The sequence below is a fragment of the Actinotalea endophytica genome (assembly GCF_025717005.1).
Classification (GTDB): Bacteria; Actinomycetota; Actinomycetes; order Actinomycetales; family Cellulomonadaceae; genus Actinotalea.
In genome coordinates, this window is the sequence record NZ_JAOVZU010000010.1 from 71,826 (window position 1) to 97,827 (window position 26,002).

The 26,002-nt window shown below is 71.1% G+C and carries 19 protein-coding genes; 5 read left to right on the forward strand and 14 right to left on the reverse strand.

Going from position 1 to position 26,002, the window contains the following annotated elements; genetic code table 11:
- Positions 1-103 precede the first annotated feature (103 nt).
- The 6 genes from OEB99_RS16315 to rhaS form a co-directional block, all read right to left on the reverse strand.
- The gene (locus OEB99_RS16315; protein ID WP_263578353.1) at positions 104-613 is read right to left on the reverse strand and encodes a mycothiol transferase; all 510 of its coding nucleotides are present in this window, start codon (positions 611-613) and stop codon (positions 104-106) included.
- A 377-nt stretch (positions 614-990) separates the two neighbouring features.
- A complete protein-coding gene (locus OEB99_RS16320) occupies positions 991-1,815 on the reverse strand; it encodes a class II aldolase/adducin family protein (protein ID WP_263578354.1) in 825 nt (274 codons plus the stop codon).
- An 88-nt stretch (positions 1,816-1,903) separates the two neighbouring features.
- Positions 1,904-3,391 (reverse strand): rhamnulokinase, encoded by a 1,488-nt coding sequence (locus OEB99_RS16325; RefSeq protein WP_263578355.1) that lies wholly within the window; start codon positions 3,389-3,391, stop codon positions 1,904-1,906.
- 36 nt (positions 3,392-3,427) lie between these two features.
- Positions 3,428-4,594, reverse strand: a complete 1,167-nt coding sequence (gene rhaI, locus OEB99_RS16330; RefSeq protein ID WP_263578356.1) for an L-rhamnose isomerase — start codon at positions 4,592-4,594, stop codon at positions 3,428-3,430.
- A gap of 69 nt (positions 4,595-4,663) precedes the next feature.
- Positions 4,664-5,008 carry an L-rhamnose mutarotase gene (locus OEB99_RS16335; RefSeq protein WP_263578357.1) on the reverse strand — a complete coding sequence of 115 codons (345 nt, stop codon included), beginning with the start codon at positions 5,006-5,008 and terminating at the stop codon, positions 4,664-4,666.
- Positions 5,009-5,078: 70 nt separating this feature from the next.
- On the reverse strand, positions 5,079-6,143 hold the full coding sequence (gene rhaS, locus OEB99_RS16340; protein WP_263578358.1) for a rhamnose ABC transporter substrate-binding protein: 1,065 nt from the start codon (positions 6,141-6,143) through the stop codon (positions 5,079-5,081).
- Between the two features lie 286 nt (positions 6,144-6,429).
- Here rhaS and OEB99_RS16345 point away from each other — a divergent pair, with 286 nt between their 5' ends.
- A complete protein-coding gene (locus OEB99_RS16345) occupies positions 6,430-7,077 on the forward strand; it encodes a TetR/AcrR family transcriptional regulator (protein ID WP_263578359.1) in 648 nt (215 codons plus the stop codon).
- On the opposite strand, the gene OEB99_RS16350 is transcribed toward OEB99_RS16345, so the two are convergent.
- Both OEB99_RS16350 and OEB99_RS16355 read right to left on the reverse strand, forming a co-directional pair.
- Complete coding sequence (locus tag OEB99_RS16350) at positions 7,028-8,341, reverse strand: MFS transporter (protein WP_263578360.1); 1,314 nt, start codon at positions 8,339-8,341, stop codon at positions 7,028-7,030. The genes OEB99_RS16345 and OEB99_RS16350 overlap by 50 nt on opposite strands.
- 136 nt (positions 8,342-8,477) lie before the next feature.
- Entirely contained in the window at positions 8,478-12,050 is a 3,573-nt protein-coding gene (locus tag OEB99_RS16355; RefSeq protein ID WP_263578361.1) for a glycosyl hydrolase, read from the reverse strand.
- Between the two features lie 288 nt (positions 12,051-12,338).
- On the opposite strand from OEB99_RS16355, the gene OEB99_RS16360 reads away from it, so the two are divergent.
- On the forward strand, positions 12,339-13,064 hold the full coding sequence (locus OEB99_RS16360) for a TetR/AcrR family transcriptional regulator (RefSeq protein ID WP_263578362.1): 726 nt from the start codon (positions 12,339-12,341) through the stop codon (positions 13,062-13,064).
- A 285-nt stretch (positions 13,065-13,349) separates the two neighbouring features.
- The gene (locus OEB99_RS16365; RefSeq protein WP_263578363.1) at positions 13,350-15,086 is read left to right on the forward strand and encodes a hypothetical protein; all 1,737 of its coding nucleotides are present in this window, start codon (positions 13,350-13,352) and stop codon (positions 15,084-15,086) included.
- 121 nt (positions 15,087-15,207) lie between these two features.
- Here OEB99_RS16365 and OEB99_RS16370 read toward each other — a convergent pair whose 3' ends face one another.
- Positions 15,208-16,056: an SDR family oxidoreductase gene (locus tag OEB99_RS16370; RefSeq protein WP_263578364.1), complete on the reverse strand. Its 849-nt coding sequence runs from the start codon at positions 16,054-16,056 to the stop codon at positions 15,208-15,210.
- Between the two features lie 93 nt (positions 16,057-16,149).
- Between OEB99_RS16370 and OEB99_RS16375 the strand changes: the two genes are divergently transcribed.
- Positions 16,150-16,752 (forward strand): TetR/AcrR family transcriptional regulator, encoded by a 603-nt coding sequence (locus OEB99_RS16375; protein WP_263578365.1) that lies wholly within the window; start codon positions 16,150-16,152, stop codon positions 16,750-16,752.
- A 116-nt stretch (positions 16,753-16,868) separates the two neighbouring features.
- Here OEB99_RS16375 and OEB99_RS16380 read toward each other — a convergent pair whose 3' ends face one another.
- The 5 genes from OEB99_RS16380 to OEB99_RS16400 all read right to left on the reverse strand — a co-directional run bounded on the left by OEB99_RS16380 (position 16,869) and on the right by OEB99_RS16400 (position 24,946).
- On the reverse strand, positions 16,869-17,825 hold the full coding sequence (locus tag OEB99_RS16380; protein WP_263578366.1) for a DUF4380 domain-containing protein: 957 nt from the start codon (positions 17,823-17,825) through the stop codon (positions 16,869-16,871).
- Entirely contained in the window at positions 17,822-18,844 is a 1,023-nt protein-coding gene (locus tag OEB99_RS16385; RefSeq protein WP_263578367.1) for an ABC transporter permease, read from the reverse strand. The genes OEB99_RS16380 and OEB99_RS16385 overlap by 4 nt, the downstream gene beginning before the upstream one ends.
- Positions 18,844-20,376, reverse strand: coding sequence for a sugar ABC transporter ATP-binding protein (locus OEB99_RS16390; protein WP_263578368.1), 1,533 nt, complete (start codon positions 20,374-20,376; stop codon positions 18,844-18,846). The genes OEB99_RS16385 and OEB99_RS16390 overlap by 1 nt, the downstream gene beginning before the upstream one ends.
- Before the next feature lie 71 nt (positions 20,377-20,447).
- Positions 20,448-21,500: a substrate-binding domain-containing protein gene (locus tag OEB99_RS16395; protein WP_263578369.1), complete on the reverse strand. Its 1,053-nt coding sequence runs from the start codon at positions 21,498-21,500 to the stop codon at positions 20,448-20,450.
- 2 nt (positions 21,501-21,502) lie between these two features.
- Positions 21,503-24,946, reverse strand: coding sequence for a DUF5107 domain-containing protein (locus OEB99_RS16400; protein WP_263578370.1), 3,444 nt, complete (start codon positions 24,944-24,946; stop codon positions 21,503-21,505).
- 69 nt (positions 24,947-25,015) lie between these two features.
- Between OEB99_RS16400 and OEB99_RS16405 the strand changes: the two genes are divergently transcribed.
- On the forward strand, positions 25,016-25,924 hold the full coding sequence (locus OEB99_RS16405) for a helix-turn-helix transcriptional regulator (protein ID WP_263578371.1): 909 nt from the start codon (positions 25,016-25,018) through the stop codon (positions 25,922-25,924).
- Positions 25,925-26,002 lie beyond the last annotated feature (78 nt).

Here is a 26,002-nt window from a genome sequence, read left to right on the forward strand (position 1 = left end):
CCATTCTCGGGAGCACGATCACCGGCACGCGGGGTCGTAGGTCCTGCGGAGCGCAGGAAGAGCCCGCCGCGCCCGCCCCGACCCGCGTCGGGCGGACGTCCGGTCAGGAGCGGGCGCGCTCGAGGATGCCGCGGAGGTATGCGGCCTGCCCGACGTGCTGCAGGTCGTCGGCGAGCACGCTGACCAGGCGCACACCGAGCGTCACCGGCGGGTCCCAGCGGGTGTCCACCACGCGGTCCAGCGCCGCGGGCTCCAGCGCACCCAGCAGATCGACCGATCGCGCGTGCACGGCCTCGTGGTACCCGCGCAGCAGGTCCGCACCGGCGACGACCGCGGCGACCTGGTCGCCGGAGTGGCCGTAGCCGGTGTCGCGGACCGGCAGGGCGAGGCCGAAGCGCTCCGCCCAGCCGTCGGCGACCCAGAGCTGCGGGACGTCGAACGCGTCCGCGAGGTGGTCGTCCTGGACCCGCGTCAGGTGCCAGACCAGCCAGCCGATCGAGTTCGCGTCGTCCGGCCGGGCGGTGAGCAGCTCGGCGTCGGCACCGTCCAGGACCCGCGCCACCTCCTCGGCCACGCGTCCGTACCCGTCGACGAGCAGTGCGGCGACGTCCATCTGCAGACCCCCTCCTCGAGTGCGAGGTCAGGCTACGCCGCGGGCCGAGCCCCGTGGCCGGCGAGCGGGCCGCGGCGTGCGGGGTGCCTGCTCATGTGCGGCAGGGGCGCCCGCGTGGACACGGGGGAACACGGATGGGGCCCGCGCCGATCGGCGCGGGCCCCATCCGGATGAGGTCTCAGAGACGAGTGCGGTTCGGGTTGCCCACCAGCGTGTCGCGACCCTTGTCGCCACCGGTTCGGTCAGGTCCTTCGGTTCGACGGTCCGACATCGGCTCCTCCTGAATTCGTCCTATGACTAGTGTCCGACATGTCCGTCCGGAACGCCAGTCGAGGCGTGTGAACTCTGGGTGAACGCCGCGGCCGAGGCCGCCCGTCTCAGGCGTAGGGCGAGTCGATGTTGAACTCGGTCGCCACCTCGCGGATCTCCTCGCGCGTCATTCCCTCGGCGACGCCCCGGGCCACGAGGTTCATGTACTCGTACTTCGCGCCGGTCTCGGCGTACTCGATCCGGTCGGTCGCACGCGTGACGGACTGGTCCGACCGCGCCATCACGCCGTGCTTGGACCACACCACGATCTGGTGGGCCCGCAGCCCCTCGACGTTCGCCGCCATCATCCCTGCGGAGCCGGGCACCAGGAACGGCAGCACGCCGATCCCCTCGGACAGCGCCACGATCGACTCCGGCTCCCAGCGCAGCACCTTCTCGTTGAACGCCTGGGTGTCGCGGTAGGCGGGGATGTGCGACAGGAAGGTGGTGTGCATCGGCTGCGCGTGCACCACCGCCTGGAACATCACGCCGCGGCGGGCCACCTGGTCCTGGTGCACGGCCAGGTGCGAGTTGAACTCGCTGGTCAACCTGTCGAACAGGCGGCGCGGCGAGGTGAACATCGTCGCCGTCGTGCCGCCCTCGTGGACCTTGACGCCGGCGATCGCCGACTCGGGGTCCTCGTGGATCTGACGCAGGCGGCGGCCCGAGCCGGTGACCAGCAGGGTGTGCCCGGCCAGCGCCGGCGCCGCGAGCGGGAGCTCGATCTCGGACTGCTCCGGGAACCGGCGCCGCAGCTCCACGTCCCAGCCCAGGTAGACCGAGATGTTGCCCGCGCCGGCCTCGGACGCGTCGATCTCCGAGATCCGACGGCCACCGGCACCCATCGAGGTGAGCACCTCGTCGAGCTCGGGGTACGGCTCCTTCAGCTCCATCACGAACTCCTCACTCGGACCGGCCGTCGCTGCGACCGATCGGTATGAAACGATTCATTCTATCATGTCGGGCGAGCGCCCGACGCGCTCAGCGGAGCCGCTCGGCGGCCCGCACCCAGGCCTGCTCGTCCCCGCTCGGCTCGTAGCGCACCGGCTCCTCCGACGCCGCGACGATCGCACGCAGCTCAGGCAGACCGCCGGAGACCTCGCCCGCCGCCCACGCCTGGACCAGCAGGTTCCCGATCGCCGTACCCTCGGCCGGACCGGCGACGACCGGCAGCCCGGTCGCGTCGGCGGTCAGGCGGCACAGCAGCGCGTTCCGCGAACCCCCACCGACCACGTGCACGACCTCGACGGTGCGGCCGGACAGCGACGTCACCTGCTCGATCGCCCGCCGGTAGGCCAGCGCGAGCGAGTCCAGCAGGCACCGGGTGACCGCCGCCGGATCCTCGGGAACGGGCTGGCCCGACTCCCGCGCCGCGTCGGCGACGCGCGCCGGCATGTCGCCGGGAGGCGCGAACACCGGGTCGTCGACGTCCACCACGGTGCGCAGCGCCGGCACGTCCGCCGCCGCCGCGAGCAGACCGGCGAGGTCCTGCGGCCGGCCCTGGTCGGCCCAGGTCCGCAGGGACTCCTGCAGGAGCCACAGACCGCCCACGTTCCGCAGGTAGCGCACCGTCGACGCGACGCCGAGCTCGTTCGTCACGTTCGCGGCACGGCTCGCCTCGCTCAGCACCGGCGCGTCGAGCTCGAGGCCCACCAGCGACCACGTGCCCGACGAGATGTACGCCGCCCGGGCCGCGTCGGCCATCGGCACCGACACGACCGCCGAGGCCGTGTCGTGCGAGCCCACCGCCACGACGCGCGCTCCGGCCAGGCCGAGGTCGGCCGCGACGTCGGTCCGCACCGCGCCGATCGTCTGGCCGGGCTCGACCAACGGTGCGAGCAGCGGACGCACGTCGGCGCCGGTCACCGCGGCCAGCGCATCGAGCACCGGGGCGCTCCAGGTGCGCGTGGTCGGGTCGAGCATGCCGGTCGTCGAGGCATTGGTGACCTCGGTCACCGCAGCACCGCTGAGCCAGTGCGAGACCAGGTCGGGCATCAGCAGCAGGCGCCGTGCCGCCTGCTGCTGCGCGCTGCCGGCGCCGGCGACGAGCTGGAACACGGTGTTGATCGGGAGCACCTGCAGACCGGTCGCGGCGTAGTGCTCCTCGGCGGCCAGCACCTCGAAGAAGCGCTCCACGGCACCCTCGGTGCGCGCGTCGCGGTAGTGCACCGGGTTGCCGAGGAGTGCGTCGTCGGCGTCCAGCAGGCCGTGGTCCACCCCCCACGAGTCCACCCCGACCGACACCGGGGCCCCGTGCTCGCGCGCGGCCGCGCGCAGGCCCTGCTGGATCCCGCCCCACAGCGCGGCCACGTCCCAGCGCAGCGTGCGTCGACCCCCCTCGGGGAACCACACCGGCACGTTCGAGAACCGCCCGGTCTCGACGGTGACCAGCCGGCCCCCGTCGAGGTGTCCGGCGATCACCCGGCCGCTCGACGCTCCGAGGTCGACCGCCAGGTACGTACCCGCCACGTCAGATGTTCCTCGTCCCGCTCGTCCCGGCCGGCCTCAGGCGCCCCAGCCGGACTGCGTCCCGCCGACCCGCTCCTCGGCGACCTTGGCCATGTACCCGGACGCCAGGAACGCCTTCATCGGGTCGGCCGGCAGCCCACGGGACTCCCGCCAGGTCGCCAGGTCGGGCCGCACGTCGGTGTAGAAGGCGTCCATGACGATGTCGTTGGCGCCGAGCACGTCGTTGGCCTCCTGGGCCGCGGCAAGGGCCTCGCGGTCCACCATCAGGGCCCGCGCCGTCATCTCCTGGACGTTGAGCACCGAGCGGATCTGGCCGGGGATCTTGTCCTCGATGTTGTGGCACTGGTCGAGCATGAACGCGACCTGCGACCCCTCGCCGTAGCCACCGCCGCGGATCACCTCGTAGATGATCCGGAAGAGCTGGAACGGGTCGGCGGCACCGACGATCAGGTCGTCGTCGCCGTAGTTGCGCGAGTTGAAGTCGAACGAGCCGAGCTTCCCGAGCCGCAGCAGCTGGGCGACGATGAACTCGATGTTGGTGTGCGGTGCGTGGTGCCCGGTGTCCAGGCAGACCATCGCCCGGTCGCCCAGCGCGCTGACGTGAGCGAACGACGTGCCCCAGTCCGGGACGTCCATCGTGTAGAAGTACGGCTCGTAGATCTTGTACTCCAGCACCAGGCGCTGGTTCGGCCCGAGCCGGTCGTAGATCGTGTGCAGCGAGTCGGCCAGCCGGTCCTGCCGGCCGCGGATGTCGCCCTGGCCCGCGTAGTTGGTGCCGTCGGGCAGCCAGATCTTCAGGTCCTGCGAACCCGTCACGTTCATCACGTCGATGCACTCGAAGTGGTGGTCGATCGCCTTCTGGCGGATCCGGTCGTCGTGGTGGGTCAGGGAGCCGAACTTGTAGTCGTTGTCCTGGAAGGTGTTCGAGTTGATCGTGCCGAGCCGCACCCCGAGGTCCTTGGCATAGGCGGCGAGCTCACCGAAGTCGTCGACCAGGTCCCACGGGATGTGCAGCGCGACGCTCGGCGCGAGGCCGGTGTACGTGTTCACCTGCGCCGCATCGGCGAGCTTCTCCTGGATGGTGCGCGGGGTGCCCGGGGTGCCGAACACCCTGAACCGGGTGCCGGCGTTGCCGAACGCCCATGAAGGAAGCTCGATCGCCTGCTGGCCCAGCAGGTCGAGGGTGGCCTGGTCGATGCTCATGGTCAGTCCTTCGGCGGTGAAGCACGGATAATGAAACGATTCATAGACTAGCAGAGGCGCTGGAGTGGATCAATCGACGAGGCGCTCCAGCTGGTCCTCGAGGTGGAAGACCTCCTCGAGGCGAAGGAACCCGGTGTCCGGGCGGGCGTCGCCGAGGTCGACGAAGAAGTCGGCCATCTCGGCCTGCCACCGGGCGTTGACCTCGGTGGCAGCCATCCCTGCCAGGGCCTGCTCGATCGACGGCGTCTCCACGTAGCCGATCAGCAGGCCGTCGTCGCGCAGGAACAGCGAGTAGTTGTGCCAGCCGGTCTCGGCCAGCGCCCGGAGCATGTCCGGCCACACCGCGGCGTGACGGGCCTTGTACTCGTCCAGGCGGTCCGGCCTGACCTGGAGCTGGAAGCAGACGCGCTCCACGATTCCCCTCTCCGGACCTCGGTGCCCCGGCGGTTGTGCCGGGGCACCGAGGTGCCCGGTCTACGACAGCTCAGAAGTTGAAGTTGTCGATGTTGTCGGCGTTGAAGACGTAGGGGTCGCCGAGCACGACGATGCCGTCGGCGCCGACGGTGAAGTCGGTGACGTCGGAGGACAGGCCTTCGGCGGTGAAGGTGTCACCCTCGGCGCCGGTGATCGACCCGTCGATCAGGGCCTTGGCCGCCCAGGACGCCAGGATCCCCAGGTCCTCGGGGTTCCACAGCGCGAACTCCTGCACGGTGCCGTCCTTGACGTAGTCGCGCATGTCGTTCGGGGTACCCAGACCGGTCAGCATGACCTGACCCTTGTACTCCGAGGTCGACAGGTACCGGGCCGCCGCCGCGATCCCGACCGTGGTCGGGGAGATGATCCCCTTCAGGTCCGGGTACTGGCTCAACAGCGCCTCGGTCTTGTCGTACGAGGTCTGGTCGTCGTCATCGCCGTAGACCACGTCCACCAGCTCGATGTCCGGGTAGTCCGACGCCAGGTAGGCCTTCATCACATCGATCCACGCGTTCTGGTTCGTCGCGTTCGCGCTCGCCGACAGAATCGCGATCTGACCCGACCCACCGATCTCCTCGGCGATGATGTCCACCTGCTTCTGACCGATCAGCTCGGTGTTCGACGCCGCGATGTACATCTCCCGGCAGTTCGTGTCCGAGTCGAACGTCAACACGTGCACCCCGGCGTCCTGCGCCTGACCGATCGCATCACACAACGCATCCGGGTCGTTCGCCGAGATCACGATCGCCCCGACCTGCTGCTGGGTCAACGTGTTGATGAACGAGACCTGCGCATCCGGAGCAGCCTCGGTCGGACCGACCTCCTTGAACGTCCCCCCGAACCCCTCCACCGCGGTCTTCGCCGCACCATCAGAAGCATCGAAGTACGGGTTACCCAAGTTCTTCGGCAAGAACGCGATGTCATACGACATCGACCCCGAGTCCGACGAACCCGAGTCACCACCCGCCGACGAAGACTCCTCCCCGCCACCACCCGACGAGCACGCAGCCAAACCCAACGACAGCGCCACCACAGCACCCGCCGCCACCACAGACCTACGACGAAGCAACCTCATTGTTCTTCCTCTCCGTTGAGGGGCCGCTCCCGGGGGAGCACGGTCATGAGGGAGGTGAAACCTTCCAATCCCGAGTATTGTCAGCGTTCGCACCGGACGTCAACGCTTGGCGGGTCACAAGTCGGTCTCGTCTCGCCGGCACGTCACTGCCAATGACGTTCCAGGTCAAGCCCCGCGACGTGGATGGTCGACGGTGCCCGTCGAGATATCCCGAGCCCAGCGACGGCCGTCGCAGGCCACGCGTCCACCACCGATCACGACGTGGATTCGGCCTAGGATCACCTCCATGGCTGGCGCCCGAGGCCCGTATCGCGTCGGACGCGAGCGTCGCGCGGCAATCATCGCGGCGGCCGCCGACCGGTTCGCCGTCGACGGGTACCACGAGACCTCGATGAACCAGCTGGCCCGCGAGCTCGGGATCACCCAGGGGGGCTTGCTGCACCACTTCCCCAGCAAGCAGCACCTCCTTCTGGCAGTCGCGGAGCACCGCCTCGACGTGAGCGTCGCGTGGTGGGACGACATCACCCCGGCGAGCACCGCCGGGGAGATCATCGATCGGATGATCAAGGTCACGGCGCTCTTCCTGACCGAGCCCGGCCTGATCGAGCTCGCCGTCGCCGTCGCGACCGAGGCCGCGGACACGGCAAGCCCAGCCCACGAGGTCCTCTTCAGCCGCTACGACGCCGTCCTCACGAACCTGACGAGCCGATTCGCCGCCTGCGCCGCGCGGGGCGAGCTGCGACCCGGAGTCGACCCGGAGTCCCTCGCGCGGCGGTGCGTGGCGATCAGCGACGGCCTGCAGCTCCAGTGGACGCTCGCCGATCGCACGATCGACCTCCTCGGGCTCGTCAGCGCTGCGCTCCGGGATGTCGCGGTCGCGACGATCAGACCGGAGTTCCAGCCGCCGTCGGCCGCTGCCCACCGCCGACCGTGACCGACGGCCCGTCCCCCACCTCGGCGGGTCGAGCGCCTCCGACCACGGAGAGCCGGGCGACCCAGCCCAGGCCGATCGCGCCCGAGCCGGCGATGCACCCGAGGAGCACGCCGAAGAGCACCGCGGGCGACGAGCTCGCGATCACCGGCGTCACCAGCGCCCACGCCGCGGCGGCCACGCGGGCCGCAGCCATCGTCTGGCCCTGCGCGGAGGAACGCACGAGCGTGGGGAAGAGCTCCTGCGACCAGACCTTGTAGATCGTCTCGCCGAAGAACGGCGCGCTCAGCCCGAACAGCAGGGAGCATGCCGTCATCGTCACCACGTTGACGCCGAGGACCAACGGCACGGCGAAGGCGACGAGAGCGACGACGAACCCCGCCACGACGTACGGCCTGCGTCGCGCACCGTCGACCACGCGCATGAAGACCACCCCGCCGAGAACCCCGAGGGGCAGGCCGACCAGGCTCACCAGCGACGCGAACGAGACCGACGCCCCTGCCACGTTCACGAACAAGAACGTGGCGAACTGGCCCATGGTGTTCGCCGCAAGGTTCCACAGCGCGTAGAACGCCGCGGTGCCGGCGAAGGCGGCGAGCAGGGGCGGTCTGACGAGGAGCCGGAACGCCGACCGCGTCGCGCGATCGCCCGGGGACTCGTCCGCAGCACTGCTCGCCGTGGTCCACTCCACCGACTCGCGAAGGCCCCGTCGAAGGGCGGACACGCCGACCGCGACGACCACCAGGTGCGCGTACAGCACGCGCGCACCGACGGAGCCGAGCCCACCGACCACCGTCGCGAGGCCGACCGATGCGGCGATGCCCACGAGCCAGAGCACCGCCGAGAGACCGACCATCTTGCCCCGGTCGGCGGGACCGGCCTCCTCCGCGATGAGCGCGAGCGACACGGGAAGGTCGCTCCCGATGGCGAGACCCGCCACCACCACCCCGACGGCCAGCATCCAGGGTGCTGTCGCCGCCGCCAGGACGCTCAGGCCCGTGGCGAGCACCGCCAAGGTGACCGTGAACACCCGCCGTCGCCCGAACCGGTCACCGAGCCGCCCGCCGACCACCGCGCCGATCGCGAAGCAGAGCGTGAGCACGGCGGACAGCGCCCCGATCGACCACTCACCGAGGCCGAGGTCGGGCGCGAAGAGCACCAGCGCGATCCCGGTGGACACGATCGTCGCGGCGTCGAGGTAGGACGCCATGCCGGCCAGGAAGGCCGTGCGCCATGGGCGCACGGCCGGTCGACCCCCGACGTTCACATCACGATCCTTCCTCGTCGTACGGCGACGCGGTGCCGAGCATTCGGTCGGCGCTCGGCACCGCGTCGCGGTCGTCCCTCAGATGGTGCGGCCGGGGGTGCACGCCGGGTCCGACGCGCACCCCCGGTGGAGCCGGTCAGATCGGCCGGCAGGTGTGACGGTCACGCTGGTGCGGCGGCGTGGCCCGGTGCTGCCCACCACCGTCGCGCTCCGGCACCGTCGCGATCGTGTACGCATCGAGCGCAACCCCGGTCAGGCCGTAGGTCTGGCTCCTCGACGCACCGGTGTTCTCGACCACGTACCTGTGGTTGAGGCTGGTGTCGATCGTCACGGTGACCGTGTTGGTGCCGACCTTGAGGCCCTTGCTCAGATCGACGGCGTCGGTGAGCTGGTCGACGTCGTCGATCACGGTGCCGTTGACGACGACCTGCACGACCATGTCGCCGCTCCCGTGCGCCAGGTCGAGCACGGCGCCGGCGTCGCGCCAGTCACGGCCCAGCCGGAAGGTCGTGGAGTAGGTGCCGGTCCCCGACACGTCGCCCATCGACGCCACGCCGAGGTCCGCCAGCTGCTCCTCGCTCGCGGGCAGCTCGGCCCAGTCGCCGAGGGAGACGTCCGAGAACTCGACCGTGGTCTTCGCCGAGATCGTCGGGTCGACCGCGTTCGCCTCCGCGTCCGGTCCCCAGCTCTCCAGGGACAGGTCCCACCCGTCGGTGAGCTCGACGTCCGCAGGCACCGAGGAGACCTCGACCTGCTTCACCGAACCGTCTGCCAGGGTGACCTCGTAGTCGCCGACCTCGAAGGCGTGGAGCTCGAGCTTGTTGCTCGCCACCACGAGCTCGCCGCCGGACACGTCGGTCGCGCTCGGCAGCTTGCCGTTGTCCTTCACCAGGGCAACGATCTCCGCGTCCTCGCCGCCGATCCGCGGGGTGAACGTGATCGTGTCACCGTCCCGGCTGTACACCGCGAGCGGCTCGACCTCACCGGTCCAGGCGTTGAGCACGTACGGCGTGCCCTCGCCGGTCAGCGTCACGTCCTGGTCCACGAGGGCCGAGACGGCGTCGCCGCTGATGCCGCCCAGGAACCCACCGGACGGACCGGCGTGGGCGAACTGCAGGGGCGCCGTGAGCGTCACCGTGGTGCCGCTGATCGACAGGATCTCGACCTCCTCCTGCGTGCCACCACTGCCGATCAGCAGGTGGTCACCCGCGGACAGCCCGTACACGCTGCCGACCCGCACCGTCGTCGCGCCCGCCTCCGCCGCGGCGGAGAGCGTCGTGCCGGCGTTGAACAGGTAGTAGAACGACGTCGAGCCGTCGGTGCGGTGCGAGGTCTCCAGGAACGGCACGTCGTACGAGGCGGCCGAGGTGACGCCATCCGCGCCGAGCTGGTCGAGCACAGCTGCCTCGTCGGCGACCGTGACGACACCGGGCTTGGCGGTCAGCGACGCCCACGCGGCCAGCATGTCGGCGTCGTTGTCGTCGACCTTGTTCGTGCCGTAGACGCGGGTCGGGCCGTCGCCCATCACGACGATCGGCAGACCTGCGTCGGCGTAGCCGATCAGGGTCTCGACGGTGGCCAGCGACAGCTTCGCGGCGTCCTTGACCACGAGGGCCTGGTACTGCGAGCCCTCCGGGTCCAGCACACCGTCGGTCACGACGGCCGTCGGCTCCTCCAGCAGCGCCTGGGACAGGACGTTGTAGGAGTACCCGGCGTCCAGCAGCGACTGGAGCGAGTTCCCGCTGGAGATGCTGTAGCCCGCGTCGCTGCCGATCAGCACGGCCACGTCGACCTTGGCCTGGCCGGTCTGCATCACGCTCTGCGTGCGGGCGACGTAGCCGCTGAAGGTGTCCACGTCGTCCCACCAGATCTGGCGAGCGTTGTAGTTCGAGAACCCGCCTCCGTTGTTCCGGAAGAAGTTCCAGCCCGGCCACGAGGCCTCGTACCCGTTGAAGGTCCGGGCGAACGCCGTGCCGTGGAAGATCGCGCGGTTGACGCCGTCCGACACGTCGCTGTTCACGACCTTGGCCACCGTCTCCCACGTCGAGAAGATCGTCGCCGAGAACGTCGTGGTCTCCATCGAGAGCAGCTTCTCCCGGCCGAGGTTCGTCGCAGCCTTGAGGGTGCGCAGCATGTCACCGGAGCCGGAGTTGTCACCCTCGGGGATGTCCACCGTCGCCGCCGCGGCGCCGACGTCGAGACCCGGGAGCGGGTACGCCTGGGCACGGTAGGTGTAGCCGAAGGACGCCGCCCAGTCCTTGATCAGGTCGGCGTGCTCGACCTTGTAGAGGTGACCCAGCGTGAGGTTGTAGTCCTCGATGATCCGGGTCGCCTCGGCCGACTCGTCGAACATGCCGGCCGAACCGAGGGTCAGCACCGGCGCGACGGCCGTCATGTCGTACCCGTTGAAGGCACTGGCCTCGTCGAGCAGGTCGGCCGTCCAGATGGCACCGGTCCGGTGCACCTCGATGGAGTCCTCGAAGATCGACGTGCCCTGCTTGCCGTTCTTCTTCAGCAACGAGATCAGCTCGTTGTCGAGGATGTTGGCGTCCCAGAAGTCGAAGACCTGCTGCACGCCGTCCGCGGAGAAGTAGTCCGTGGCGTAGGTGCGGTTGTACTGCGTCACCGAGGAACCGCCGGACATGACCTGGCCCGTGCCCTGGTGGTAGGAGCCGATCAGCACCAGGTCGCCCACCTCGTAGCCGTCGCCCTCGGACGGCACGTACCCGCTGAGGTCGACGCCCGACAGGTCGGTCGAGTAGGTGTACTGCCAGTCGGCCATCCGCTTGCGGTTGCCGTCCGCGTCGATCTTGCCCTCGAGGTCCGGATCGCTCGGCTCCGGACCGAAGACCGCCAGGACCTCGCTGTCGTAGTCGATGCCGTTCGCGTCCGCGTAGGCACGGTCGGGGATGCCTGCCGCGTAGCCGGCGTAGAGCACGCCGCCCTCCTCGAGTGCAGGGGTACCGGCCGCGGCGTCGTCGGCCGAGACCGTGTCCGCCGCGGTGGCACCGGTCAGGTCGGTCAGTGACGCCAGCCCGAAGGTCGGCGTGCCGTCGGCGCTCACCGCAGTGACGGTGGCCAGCGTTGCCGCCGTGAACTTGTCCACGAACAGGAACGGGGCGTCCTCGTTGCCGCCGAAGCCCTGCTGGTAGTCCTCGGTCCGCTGGACAGGCAGCGGGAGCGCCGCCGCGCCGGCCGCGGCGTCGGCGGCGGTCACCTTGCGGTAGGCCACCGTGGCCTGCTGCTGCTGCGTGTCGTCGTTCGGGTCGATGGTGTTGACGATCGGCGGCCAGTGCGAGGTGATCGTGATGTCGATCTTGAACCCACCGGGCAGCGAGTTCGCCGTGCGGAGCATCGTCTTGAGGATCCGCTGCCAGTTCTCGCTGCCGTAGCCGACGGTCGCGAGCTCGTCGTTGTTCACGTCGCTGTCGTCCGCGAGGTAGGCGATCTCCACCCCACCGAACCCACCGGCATGGATGTCCCGGATCTGCTTCTCGACCAGGGCGAGCCCTTCGGCCGAGGCGCCCGCACCTGCGTCGGGGAACCACATGCGGGCCATCGGCTTGGCATCCAGGCTCGGGTCGGTGAAGGCGCTGAGCGCCCGGTTCACGCTGCTGCTGTTCTGGTCGGACCGCCCGCCGGCCATCGCGGGCACGGCGAGCGCCGTCATCCCGAGGACGACACCGGCCGCGGCGAGCGACGCAACCACGCGCCGCTGAGTCCCTGTTCGATGATGTGTCACTGCTCAGACCTCCTGCACTCGGGTCGAACTGGACGGAGCGAAGGTCGCCACGCAGGGAGCCGCGAACTGCCAGGCGTCTCCGTTGACGAGGCTCGTTCCTTCGGTCGCACCGGTGCGCGGACCGGACGCGCCCACCGAAATGTGACGTTTCAAAACGTAGCCATGCGAACACCTACTGCACAAGGCATTCGCGAGAACTGGGCCGGACGGGTGCCGACAGGGCGGGTCTCCGCGAGGCACCCGTACGCTCTGACCATGGGAGCTCGTGGGCCGTACCGCGCCGGGCGGGCCACCCGGGCGAAGATCGTCGAGGTCGCCGCCCAGCGGTTCTCGACCGACGGCTACCACAACACGGCGCTCGCTGACGTCGCCAGAGACGTGGGGGTCACGACCGCCGGCCTGCTGCACCACTTCCCCAGCAAGCAGCACCTCCTGGTCGCGGTCGCCGGGCACCGACTCGAAGCCAGCCGCCACATCTGGGACGGCATCACCGACGACAGCTCCGCCGGCGAGATCGTCGAGCGGATGATCGACGTGACGAAGCACTACCTCACGGAACCCGAGCTGATCGAGCTCGCCGTGGCCGTCGCGACCGAGGCGGCCGACAGCTCGAGCCTCGCCCACGACGTCTTCGCCGGCCGCTACGCCACCGTCGTCGACACCATCACCGGGCAGTTCTCCCGCAGCGCCGCCCGAGGCGAGCTGTTCGACGGGGTCGACCCCGCGCAGCTGGCCCGGACGACCGTCGCGATCAGCGACGGCCTCCAGCTCCAGTGGACCCTCGCCGATCGTGGCGTGGACCTCCTCGGGCTCATCGCCACGTCGCTCGCCGACCTCGCCTCAGCCACGATCCGGCCCGAGTACATCCCGCCGGGGCTGCGGGCATGGTCGTCGGCAGCCCGCGGCGAGGAGCTCGGGGCAGCGGCCGGCGCCACGGATCCCGCGCCGGTCCTGCGCGACGCGGCAGGGGGCACCGACTGACACGTGCGCACCGCGCGCCGACGCTGTGACGGGCGCCTGAGCAGGTCCGGGCCCCGGGCGTGCGGACAACCGGAGTGCGACGCACCCTAGTGTGGTTCGTGACCCGCGCGGCCGGCGGGTGCCGGCGGCCGATCGAGACTTCACGCTCACGAGGACCGTCCTCGAGGAGGGCCCACCTCGCAGACGCTCGTTCGAGGACGGTGGTGGGAGTGACCAGACGGTCGCCCGACGGCGCGCTCTCGGCGGTCCGGCGGGCGGCTCGACCCCGGACCGCGGGACTCTAGGGTGTCCGACGACCCGGATCGCGCGGCGACTCTTCGCCGGCTCCTGCGCCTCGGCTACCGCAGCGCCGCGATCGAGACGATCGAGTCGGGGTCGTGGGCCGCCGGCGAGCTCGGTCCCGGATGGGCGGTTGCCGCGCTGGCCTTGTCGGACATCGATGAGCTCGGCACCTGTGCTCTCTCGCCCGCGGAGCTGGATGCCACCTGGCACTACGTCGTCCGTGACGCCGCCCGACCCGGGAGTCACGACTCGCGCGACATGACCCCTGTGCTGATCGGCCGTTTCCCGCGCACCGCGCGGCAGCACTCCTGGACGATTCCGAGCGAGGATCCCGCCGACGGCACTCTGACATCTCTCGGCAGGTGGTTGCGGCGAACGGTCGTCCTTCGCATCTCGACGGCCGCCTACTTCATGGTGGCCGGCGCCACGCTCCTTGCTCTCGGCTTCCTCTCGTTGTTCTTCGAGTCCATCGGGAACACGATCGACCTGGGCTTCCTTCTGTGGGTCGGTCTGTTCGGAGTCTCGCTCTCGCTGTTGGCCACGAGCGTCGCGACGCAGGCGCTCGGCGCCCTCACCCTCAAGCGAATACAGGCGCACGGTCGGCTGGGGTTCCTCCCGGCCTCGAGGTTCAGGGCCCCCCTTGCGGGCGCTGTGCAGGCGGCACGCCGACGCCGGTACCGGCGGTCGCAACGCGAGCCCGGCGGATGCGTGGTGCTTCCGGTACGTCGAACAGTCCTACGACGAGCCGTCCTCCTGGGACTCACGGTCGCGGTGGTTCCCGTAGCGCTCGCTGGTGGCCTGCTCACCCTCTCCTTGGTGCTGGGCCTTCTGTCGGGTTCGCTCGACACCTCTGAAGCTCGAGATCTCGGACCGATGGCGGTCCTGTTCGGCGCGTCGGTCCCGCTGCTGATCTGGATGTACCGCAGTCCCCGCCTGTTCCTACCCCGCGCCATCCCCTCGAGGCTGGGGTGGGGCCTTCGCCGAGCGAAGGCGTTCCCGGCATCGGTTCTCGAGCTCGGGAAGCCGAAGTCCATCGTGCGCGCCGCGATGCGAGCGTGCGCCTCCGGCGCGGAGACGAATGGGCTCGTAGGCGAGGCGCTGCTGCTCCGGAGCTTCGAGGACGACGCGTTCGAAGCAGACAACCTGCTGCCCGCCGGCGCACCGATCGAGGGGAGGGCCACGGCGCCGGCCGCGGCGGTCCTGGCGTGCGCCGGATGGTTCCGCCTGCGGATGGTCGCTCCGCCGGGAGCGGCGGCCGAGGGCGCGGCCGCGCACGAAGACGACCTGGAAGGCCGCGCGTTGCGACGGTTCTACCTGAAGCACCTCGACATCCTGGGCATGTTCTCGTCCTCCCTCCCGGACGACACCTGGGAGGAGGAGGTCGAGACTCTGGCGCGCACCTCCGACCTCATTCTGGTTTCACTGGGGTACTCACCGGGCATCACGACGGAGATCGAGCTGCTGCGTCGGATCGGGGCGACATCACGAACCGTCTTTCTCTTCACGTCGTTCCGGCAGTTCCAGGCGGACGATGCGGACCGCCTGCTGGAGGTCCTGGGCGTCAGCGCTGCCGCACCCGAGCTGCTCTCCGGCCGAAGGCCGCTGGCCCTCTGCCTCGCGCCGGAGCCGACGCTGTTCGTCACGTCCCCGCGCGCAGTCGGCAGCGTGAGCAAGGACCTGGAGGTCGCCTTGGAGTGCGCGATCAGACTCGTTCACGCCAGCTCTGCAGATCGAACCTGAAGGCTCCGCCCGCCCTGCGCCTGCCGGAGCGCCTTCGGTGCACGCGACGATGAACAGGTACTCGCCGGCCGGCTGCAGCCCCGCAACGTCGTCCAGAGAACCTCGGCGTCCGGGCGGAGATCTACGACTTACCCGCGGGCTGGGCGGCCGGCGGCGCCAAGGTCCGAGCCGCGGCCACCACGCCCCCGTCGACCAGCAGGTCCGTCCCGGTGATGAACGACGACTGCGGGTCGAGCAGGAACTCCGCGGCCCGCGCGATGTCCTCCGGCGTGCCGACCCGCCCGCTGCCGGACATCGCGATCATCTGACGCATCTGCTCGCCGTGCGCGCCGCCGAGCTCGGCCATGCCCATCGGCGTCGCGATGATCCCTGGGCTGATCGAGTTCACCCGGGCACCTCGCTTGCCCCAAGGCACGGCGGCCGCCTGGACCCGCAGGATGTTGCCGCGCTTGGCCAGGGAGTAGGCCGCGCCGGGGTCCGCGAACGCCTCGGCCTCGAGGGCAGGGATCGCGAGCAGGTCCTTCGCCGGAACGGTCGCCAGCGCGCGTTCGAGCTCGGCGGGCAGGCCTGCGGCCATGTGGCCGGCCATGCTGGCGATGACCACACCGGCCCCGCCGGGTGCGATGACCCGGGCGAACTCCTCGAGCATGTGCGCGACCCCGAGGAGGTCCACGCCGAAGATGGCGTCGGCCGGCGCCTGGACCGGGGACAGGCCCGCCGTGTGCGCGACCTGCGCGACCCGGCCGAGCGACGCGGCCGCGTCGGCCAGGCCCGCCATGGACTGCTGGTCGGCAACGTCGACCCGGTGCGTGGTCACGTCGTAGCCGGTGCCGCCGAGCCGCTCGGCGACCGAGTCCATCGCCTGCTCGCTGAAGTCGGCCAGCAGGACCCGCCGACCCGCACTGATCCGCGGGGCGAGCGTGAGCCCCATCCCACCGACACCGATGATGACGACGACGTCCTTGTCCACCGCGGGCTCCTTCGACCTGGTAGGTGACGCGACCAGCATTTCGAGACGCTTTGTATTGTTTAGGACGAACGTCCTGCTGTCTAGGGTGTCCGCATGGCCAGGGGCACTGTCGGTCGCCCACGCGACACCCGCGCGCACGCCGCCATCCTCGAGGCCGTGCGCGAGCTGCTCACCGACGTCGGCTACGAGCGGCTCACGATCGAGCGGGTCGCGGCGCTGGCCGGCGTCGGCAAGCAGACGGTGTACCGGTGGTGGCCCTCGAAGTCGGCACTCGTCGCCGAGGCCGTGCTCGCCGGCCTCATCCGGGTCGACGCGTACATGCCCGAGGCGACCGGCAACCTCGCCACGGACGTGCGCGCCTGGCTCGTCGCCGCCCTCGAGACCCAGGCCGACCCGTCCCGGGCCGCACTGGTCCGCGGTCTCGCCGCAGCCGCCGCGGATCGCGTCGAGGACGCCGACCGGCTCTACACCGAGCTGACCGGGCCGGCGCGCCAGGAGCTCATCGCGTACCTCGCCCACGGCCTCGGGTCAGGCCAGATCCGCCAGGACGCCGACCTCGGCGTGGTGGCCGACACGCTCGCCGCCACGATGCTCTACCGCGTCCTGACGCACCGCCCTGCCCCCACGCCTCGCGAGATCGACGACCTCGTGACGCTGGTCGTCGGTGGCATCGGGACCCGAGCGGCCGCGACCTGACGAAGTGATCGGACGCGGCGCGACGGACCGGCCTCACGCCCGTCATCCGCCGCGGTGGGTGTGTCCTGCTGAGCGCCGGGCGACCACCGATGTGCAGCGACGGTGTGACCGGCCCCTCAAGACATCCGTGAGGAGGCGTGCCAGACGATCTCCAGACTCGTCTCGGCCCCCGGCTCCAACGTCGTCAGCGGTCCGAGCGCCTCGAGCTCCAGCAGGCGCGCCGTCGGGCGCAGCCCCCCGCCGACCGGCGCCGCGGTCGGGTACTGCATCCAGATCTCCGCAGCGCAGCCGCCGTCGGGGTAGGCGGCTCCGGGCAGCACCGAGTAGCTCCACGCCACACCGGCCCCGTCCGGGCGCCGCACCTCGAGCGTCCCGTCGGCGTCGGTGAAACCGACCTTCGCCACCACGTCGTCCACGTGGACCCTGCGCCGCCCGCCGGCCGGCGGGTCGACGGTGATCAGGCCGTCGTCGGCGACGAGCGCCCGAGGTTCGGCGCCGCCCCTGACCCCGACCCACACGCCCGACGGGTTCCCCGACGGTGCACCAGCGAACATCTCCGTGTCGACCTGGCACACCTCCCAGATCGCCCAGGTCACCGGGCGGTCCGCGATCGCCCGGAAGGTGACCCGGTGCCTGAACGTCGTCCCCGTCGCGGGCAGCCGGAACTCGCGCACCACTCGAAGGCCGGTGCGCGGGTCGTCCGGGCTGGTGAACGTGACGACCGCGTCTTCGCCGTCGTGAGCGACGTCGACGTCCCAGCTGCCCGAGTCGATCACCGGGTCCGGTGGGCCGGGCCACTCACCGGGACCCGACCAGCCCTGGGGCGCGGGCCAGGTCTTGGACCCGCCGAGGTTGGCCCACGAGCCCATCGTCCCGTCCAACGGCGCCCACGAGGAGCGGGCCCGGACCGTGCCGAGGTCGCCGTCGAGGTACTCGGAGTTCCGCCAGAGCAGCTCGACGCCGTCCACCCGGACCGAGATCAAGCGCCCGCCCACCGAGGGCAGGAACGCCAGGTCGACGGAGCCGTTGCCGATCCGCAGGACCGGCAACGGCTCCTCGCCGTGCGTCGTCACTTGGGCAGACCGACCCGGCGCTCTCCGTTGCGCAGCTGCTGGATGATCACCGCGGACACCAGCAGGGTGCCCTGGGCGATGTTCTGCCAGAACGGGTTGACACCGAGCAGCGACATCCCGTTGAGCAGGATGCCCAGCAGGATCACCGCGAGGATGGTGCCGCCGATCGACCCCTTGCCACCGCGCAGGGCCACGCCACCGAGGGCCGCCGCCGTGATCGACTGGAACTCGAGGCCCTCGGAGCCCGAGACCGGCTGACCCGACCCGGTCCGCGCCGTGATGAGCACGCCGGCGAGCGCCGCGACGGTCCCAGCGAGGGCGAAGACGCCGAGGATGTAGCGGTTGATGTCGATGCCGGACAGCCGGGCCGCGGTGTCGTTCCCGCCGACCGCGTAGATGTTCCGCCCCATCCGGGTGTACCGGAGCATCACGTGCAGCGCGGCGGCGACCAGCGCGAGGATCCAGATCAGCGTCGGGATGCCGAGCACCGAACCGCGCGCGAGGAACACGTACAGCGGGTCGGCGCCGGTGTAGCCCTGTGCCCGTCCGTCCGAGACGAGCTGGGCGATGCCCTTGTAGCCGATCAGTCCGGCCAGGGTCGCGATCATCGGCGTCACCCGGCCGAACACCACGACGGAGCCGCTGATCACGCCGCACACCGCGCCGATCGCGAGCGCACCGATCAGAGACACCCCGCTGCCGAACGAGGTGAAGAGCATCGCCGAGGCCACCGATGCCAGGCCCGCGACGGAGCCGACCGACAGGTCGATGCCGCCCATGATGATGACCACCGTCTGGACCACCGCGAGCAGGCCCGAGATGGTCACGGCCATGCCGATCGTCTTGAGGTTCGACGTCAGGTAGAACGCGCTGTTCTGCGAGCCGATCACGAGCACCAGGACGGCGATCGCGGCGACAAGGCTGAGGTTCTGCACACCGATGGCACGGAGGATGCGCCGCCACCCGCGCTCACGCGGGGGTGCGCCCTCGACGGTGGGGGCTACGGGGGTGGCGGTCATCACGAGGTCGCTCCTTCGTCGGAGAGGTGGTCGGCGATCGCGAGAGTGAGGATCCGTTCCTCGGTCGCCTCGGTGTGGTGGAGCTCCCCGGTCACCCGGCCGTTCTGCATGACGACGACCCGGTCGGCCAGCCCGAGCACCTCGGGAAGCTCGGAGGAGATGACGAGGACAGCGACGCCGCGCGACGCGAGCTCGTCGATGATCTGGTAGATCTCGGCCTTGGCCCCGACGTCCACCCCACGGGTGGGCTCGTCGAGGATGAGGATCCCGGCGTCGCGGGCGAGCCAGCGCGCCAGGACGACCTTCTGCTGGTTGCCGCCCGAGAGGTTCTGCACGAGCTGCGCCGCGGACGGCGTCCTGATGTGCAGCTGCTCGATGTAGCGGTCGGCGAGGTCCTTCTCCCGCCGGGCCTTGACGAACCCGAACCGGGACAACGACCCGAGCACCGCGAGGGCGATGTTGTCGCGCACGGTGCGCACCATCACCAGGGCGTCCGCCTTGCGTTCCTCGGGCGCGAGCGCGATGCCCGCGGCGATCGCTTCCCGAGGGCTGCCGAACTGGCGCGGGGTCCCCTCGACCTTGATCACCCCGGAGCGCACCGGCCGGTCGCCGGCGATCGCCAGCGCGAGCTCGGTGCGTCCCGCGCCGACCAGGCCGGCGAGCGCGACCACCTCGCCGTGGTGGACCGTGAGGGACACGCCCGTCACGTCATCCGTGGTCACGTCCTCGAGCTCGAGGGCCGGGGCGCCCGGCTCGCGTCGATCCCGGTCGTACATCGACGTCAGGTCCCGACCGACCATCATCTTGACGATCTCGCCCTCGGTCGTGTCGGTCACCTCGCGCGAGCCGATCAGGCGGCCGTCGCGCAGCACCGTGACCGTGTCGGCGATCCGGAAGATCTCGTGCATGCGGTGCGACACGTAGCCGACCGCGCGACCCTCGTCGCGCAGCCGGGCGATCAGCTCGAACAGCACGTCGGTCTCGTGGTCGGACAGCGACGAGGTCGGCTCGTCGAAGCAGATCACCTGCGGCTCGTCGATCAGGCACCGCACGATCTCGACGATCTGGCGCTGCGCCGGGCTCAGCTCCACGCCGAGCCTCGCGGGGTCGAGAAGGTGACCGAACCCGAACCGCTCGAGGTCCTGCCGGGCCTGCTCCTCGATCGCGCGCTGCGACACGCGGCCGAGGCGCCCGGACGGCAGCGCGCCCAGGTAGATGTTCTCGGCGACGGACACGTGAGGGACGATCTCCGGTTCCTGGGCGATCACCCGGAGGCCGGCCGAGCGGGCGTCGAACGGCGTCTGGAACGACACCGTCTCGCCGCCGATCTCGATCTCGCCGGCGTCCGGCAGGTGGTCGCCGCTGAGGATCTTCAGCAGCGTCGACTTGCCGGCGCCGTTCTCGCCCATCAGTGCGGTGACGCGACCGGCCGGCAGGTCGATGTCCACGCCGTCGAGGGCGCGCACGCCCGAGAAGTTCTTGCTGATGCCGCGCGCCGTCAGGGACGCCGACGCCTGCGTCACGGTCCTCATCCTCGTCTCCCGTGGTCGATGGGCCGATGGCCGGGGGCGCAGCCGGTCGGCCACGCCCCCGCGCCGGTGGGTCAGGTGCAGGTCACGCCTTCGGCCTCCCAGTTGGAGGCGTCGACCATGTGGGTGGCGGCGATCGTCTTCGGCGGCAGCGGGGTGCCGTCGCGCAGGTCGGCGACCATCGCGTCGAGGGCGGCGCTACCGACGTCGTAGCCGGAGATGTACAGCGCGGCCTTGTTCCCGGTGTCCTGCCCGGCCTTCCAGTCCTTGCAGGTCAGGTACGCGCCGAGGCCCACGCCGATGATGCTGTCGGGCGAGACACCGGCGTTCTGCAGCGCGGTGACCACACCCGTCTCCGACTCGTCGTTGCAGCCCCAGACCACCCAGTGCTGGACGTCCTGGTGCGCGGTGATCAGACCGCCTGCCTTGTTCAGCGCGTCGGTGACCGAGTTGTCAGTGCCGAGGTCGAGGATCTCCGGCGCGTCCGAGGCGCCCTGTCCGAACGTGTCGGCTGCACCCTCGAGGCGCTGCACGCACACCGACAGGTCGGGCTTGCCGACCGCGATGATCGCGGTGTCCGCGGCGGTCCAGCCGGCAGCCTGGTACAGCTCGGCGGCCTTCGTGCCGACCTCGTTGCCCATCGAGGTGCCGTCGAACCCGACGAAGGGCGCCTCGTTGCCGTCGGCGTCGGTCAGGATGTCGTCCGAGGCCAGCAGCGGGATGCCCGCGGCGTTCGCCTTCTCGATCACCTGCGGACCGATGGCCTGGTCCGGCGCGACCATGATGATGCCGTCCACGCCACGGGCGATGGCGGCGTCGAGCTCGCTGATCGCCTTGTTCGAGTCCGTGCCGAGGTTCACCACGGTGACCGTGACGTCGCCGGCCGCCTCAGCGGCAGCCTTCGCGCCGTCCGCCTCGTCGACGAAGTACTGCTGGTCGCCCTGCTTCTGCAGGTAGACGATCTCCAGCGGGCCGGACCCGCCGGCGTCGCCCGCGGCCGACGTCCCGGCGGCGTCCGCGGGGGCCTCCTGGCCGGAGTCGCACGCGGTCAGCGACACGAGCAGTGCTGTCGCACCCACGACGGCGACCGCCGTGCTCCGGGTCCGTGACCATGTCCTCGTTGTCATGCTCATTCCTCTCCGTACTGTCGATCGCCCGGCGACGTCGTCGCGGGCACGGGCACGGGCGCGGCCTCGCGCCCGGGTTCGGGGGTGGTGCGCGCGGCGTCGCGCAGCCGCCGCAGGTCGAGCGCGCGCAGGTGACCGGGGTCACGGCGAAGCGCCTCGTCCAGCAGCTCGTCGGTGGCGGTCTCGGCCGTCAGGTCGCCGAGCTGGGCGCGCAGCACCAGGACCGTGATCGCCCGCCGGGCGTCGAGGTCCTCGGTGAACAGCAGCAACGTGGGCAGCGATGTCGCGAAGTAGTCGATCGTCGCGGGGGTGTCGGCGAGCCGTGCCACGTGCTCGGCCAGACCGGCGACGAGTCGGTCAGCCGTCGCGTCGTCACCGGCCCGGCGGGCCGCCAGCACCGAGTAGTACGTCATCTCGGAGTAGGGCGTGGTCGCCATCTCCTGGAAGTCGCCGGAGAACGCTGCCGCCCTCGACCACGCCTCACGTGCGCCGTCCAGGTCGCCGCTCGCCGCGCGGGCGTCGCCCAGTGCGAGCAGCAGGTGGCTGTTGTTCGCGAGCAGGTGGCGTCCCTCGCCCAGGGTCAGCGGCGGGACCAACGCCTCCTCGACGGCGGCGAGGGCTGACGCGGCGTCACCGCCTGCGAGCGCGGCTCGCGCTCGCGCGAGGCACGCCTCGTCCCAGGCGCCGAGCACCTGGCCCTCGCCGCCCTCCCAGGGCTGGAAGACCCGCGAGCCCAGGATCGTCGCGGCACGCTCGGCATCGCCGTTCGCGGTGCGCAGCCGGGCCAGCTCGACGACGAGGTCGTCGCGGTCCTCGACCAGCGACCCGGCCGCTTGCAGGGCCGCGAGCCGCACTCCGGTCGACTCCCCCTGGCGACGCGCCAGCTGGTCGGTCTCGTAGAGCAGCCGGGCGTCGCCTGGCGCGAGCTCACGCGCGACGCGGTAGCAGTGCCGCGCCCCGTCCGGGTCGTCCTCGACGTTGACCATGCCGACCGCGAGGTTCCGCCAGACGACCGGGTCCTCGGCGCCCGCGTCGAGCGACCGACGCCACGCGGTCATGGCGTCCGCGTGCCGGTCGTGGGCGTAGCGCCAGTGACCGATCAGTGCCCAGGCGAGCGCGTCCTGCGGGTCCCGCTGCACCGTGCGCTCCAGCATGTCGACGTCGTCGAGGCGTGAGGCGAGGCAGTAGGTCCGGTCGGCGGCGTGCGCCGCGGCGTACGCCTCGGCTGCGGCAGCCTCCTGGCCGGCCCGGGCGAGCAGGTCGGCCCGGTGGTAGTGCGCCAGCGGGGCGACGTTCACCTGGCCGACGGGGGTCGGCCGGGCCGCCGTGGTCTCGAGGACGTCGAGGGCGGCGGCCCACTCGCCGACAGTGGCGTACTCGAGGGCGACGTCCAGGCACGTGGTCGGGTCGGAGCTCAACGAGCCGTCCCGCAGGTGCCGGGCCCACTGGTCGAGCGGGTCGAGCTCGAGGGTCGCCGCGAGCACGGCGTCGGCGCGGTCGGCGTCGCCCGAGCGCCGCAGCAGCACCACGGCCAGGTCCCGGACCTGGAGGTGCTGCGGCTCGCGCGCCAGCAGGTCGAGCACCCGGTCCAGCGCACCGGGCTCGCCCTCGGCGGCCTCGAGCCGGGCGAGCGAAAGACCCGCCGGGACGGTCCAGGCGTTGTCCCATCCGGCTTTGCCGTAGGCGGTGCGGGCGTCCCGGTCGCGGCCGAGCCTCGCGAGGGTGGCGCCGAGGCGGTAGTGCGCCTCGCCGGTCTCCGGGTTGGGGTTGAGCCGGGTCAGGCGGGCCAGTGCGGTCTCGAGATGACCCAAGGCCTGTGCGTACTGCGCGTCGCGGTGCAGCCGCGCGGCGAGCGCGACGTTGCAGCGCACGTCCTCGGGGTCGCGGCGGAGCGCCTCGCGCCAGTACGGCTCGGGTGACCGCGTCGCGTGCCGGTACTGCTCGAGGTGACGGCCCACGAGGTAGAGCTCCTCGGTCGTCGCCACGAGCTCGGGGGCGGTCGGCTCCGCTGCCGGCGTGAGGGCGGGTGCCGATGCGCCCGGCCGGCGGGGTTGCCAGGCCACGAGCAGGTCGTCGCCGGACCGCACCTCGACGGTGAGCTGGTGCGGCTCGTACCGGGCACCGAGCTCGACCGTCTCGAGGACCGGGGCGTCGGGCGCCGCGTCACGTCGCGCGGTCCACACCACCGATCCGTCGACGAGCAGCGCGACCGTCAGGTCCGGCCGCGGTGCCGTGACCGCGACCGCGACGTGTGCCCGGGTCGCCGAGCCGAGGTGGTCCACGTCGAGCCGGACGGCGGCGTCGAGCGTCGCCTGGTGCACCGGGCCGGTGCGCTGGATCGGGTACCAGTACTGGCTGAACGCCTTCGTCTCGCCGGGTGCCAGGAAGGTGAAGTCCGGCTGGTTGTCCGTGAAGACGCCGGCCATCAGCTCGACGTAGGGCCCGTCACCGTCGGTGAGGTTGCGGTCCCACGCCCAGCCGAACTCGGCGTTGCCCCAGGTCCACTGCTTCTTGCCGGGGGACACGTGATGGTCGGCCCAGTGCACGAACCCGGCGCCCGCACCATGGTCGTACCCGCCGAAGAAGTCGTCCTCGCTGCCGATCGCCATGTAGGACGTCGGCACCGGGATGTTGCGGTACCAGTCGAGCCGGTCGCCGTCCGGGTGGTCCGCGTCGACCCGCGCCGGGTAGTCCACGCCGTAGTAGGGCCGGTCGGCGTTCGGGAAGCCGGTCACGGCACGCTTGGCGTGGTCGGCGACCATGGTGACGTCGGTCGGGAAGAAGGACTGGTAGTCGTCGCCCACGCGGGCCGCGACGTTGGCCCACCACAGGAACGTCTGGACGTCCTCGGAGCGGTTGAACAGGCGGGCGCGGAGCTCGACCACGGCGGAGTCCGGCCGCAGCCGCACACCGTGCATGCCCTTCATCCGGGCGAACGGGTCGTGGTCGGAGCACCACACCGTGATGCAGCCGTCGGGCTCGTGCTCGATCTCGACCTCGGTGGCGAGGAACGTGGCCGGCCGGTGGTGCTGCGGCCAGTTGAACTCGACGCCACCGGAGATCCACGGCCCGGCGAGCCCGACGAGGGCCGGCTTGATCACGTTGTTCCGGTAGAAGAAGTCGTAGCCGTTGGTCAGGTCGACGCCGATGTGGATGCGACCGCCGAGCTCGGGCAGGACCATGAGGCGCACCCAGCGGTTCTGGATGTGCACCGCGTCCCACGACCGCGGCGCCTTGTCCGGCTCGATGCGCTCGTGGAACGGCAGCGGGTAGATACGACCGGAGGACCCCTGGTACACGCGGCGGTCCAGGTACGCCGGGTAGCGGTCCGGCGCCATCGGCGCATAGGTGTCGATGGTCACGGGTTCACGCCACGCGGCGACCGGCAGGTCGGCCTGGGCGGCGGGGACCGGCGGGAGCTGGATGCGGGACTCTTCGTCGAGCATGGCCCCGAGGCTAGGGAGTCCGACGGATGCGGCAGAATGACCAAACCGACGGACCACATGGACGATTTCATGATCTCAGACCCTGACCTCAGCAGTCCCCCGGCCGTGCGACGGGTGCGCGAGGGCTTCCCGGGCCAGCGCATGAGAGTGCTTCCACGCCCCCTCGTCGCCCAGGCGTCACGCGAGCCGGCGACCTCGCAGGTGCTCGTCACCGACGCCGGCTACTTCCCCCATGCGGCCATGCACGGCCGTGCTCGTGCTCACGGCGCGGACCAGACCATCGTGATCGTGTGCACCGAGGGCGCCGGCGAGTGCCGGCTGCCGTCAGGTCGCCACCAGGTAGGACCGGGTCAAGCGGTGGTGATCCCCGCCGGCACGCCGCACCAGTACGGCGCAGCCGTCGGCGACGCCTGGACGATCTGGTGGATGCACCTGGTCGGCGACGCGCTCGACGACCTGCTCGCCGCGGCCCACGTCTCGGTCGCCGAGCCGGTCGTCGTGCTCGCCAACCCCGCGCGGGTCACGGCGCTCATCGAGACCGTCATCCGCGCCATGGAGCGCGACGAGACGCGCTCGTCCCTGGTCGCGGCCGCGGGCGCGGCATGGCACGCACTGGCCCTGCTGGCGGCCGAGCGGCGGACCATCGGGGGAGACCGGGCCGACCCGGTCGAGGCAACCATCGAGCACCTGCGGCAGGCCCCCTCGTCGCGGGTGTCCGTGGCCGACCTGGCCGGCATGGTCGGGCTGAGCGCCTCGCACTACGCGGCACTGTTCCGCCAGGCGACCGGCTACGGCGTCCTGGAGTACCAGACCCGGCAACGCATGGCCCTGGCCCGCGAGCAGCTCGACACCACGACGCGATCGATCACGTCGATCGCCCGGGACCTCGGGTACGCGGACCCGTTGTACTTCTCGCGCCACTTCCGCCGCGTTCACGGCACGAGCCCGAGCGCGTACCGGGCGCACGCGAAGGGCTGACCCGGCGGCAGGCCCCGCGCCCGGAAAGCACAAAGCCCCGGGCCTCAGCCCGGGGCTCCCGTCCTGCTGGTTCTGCGC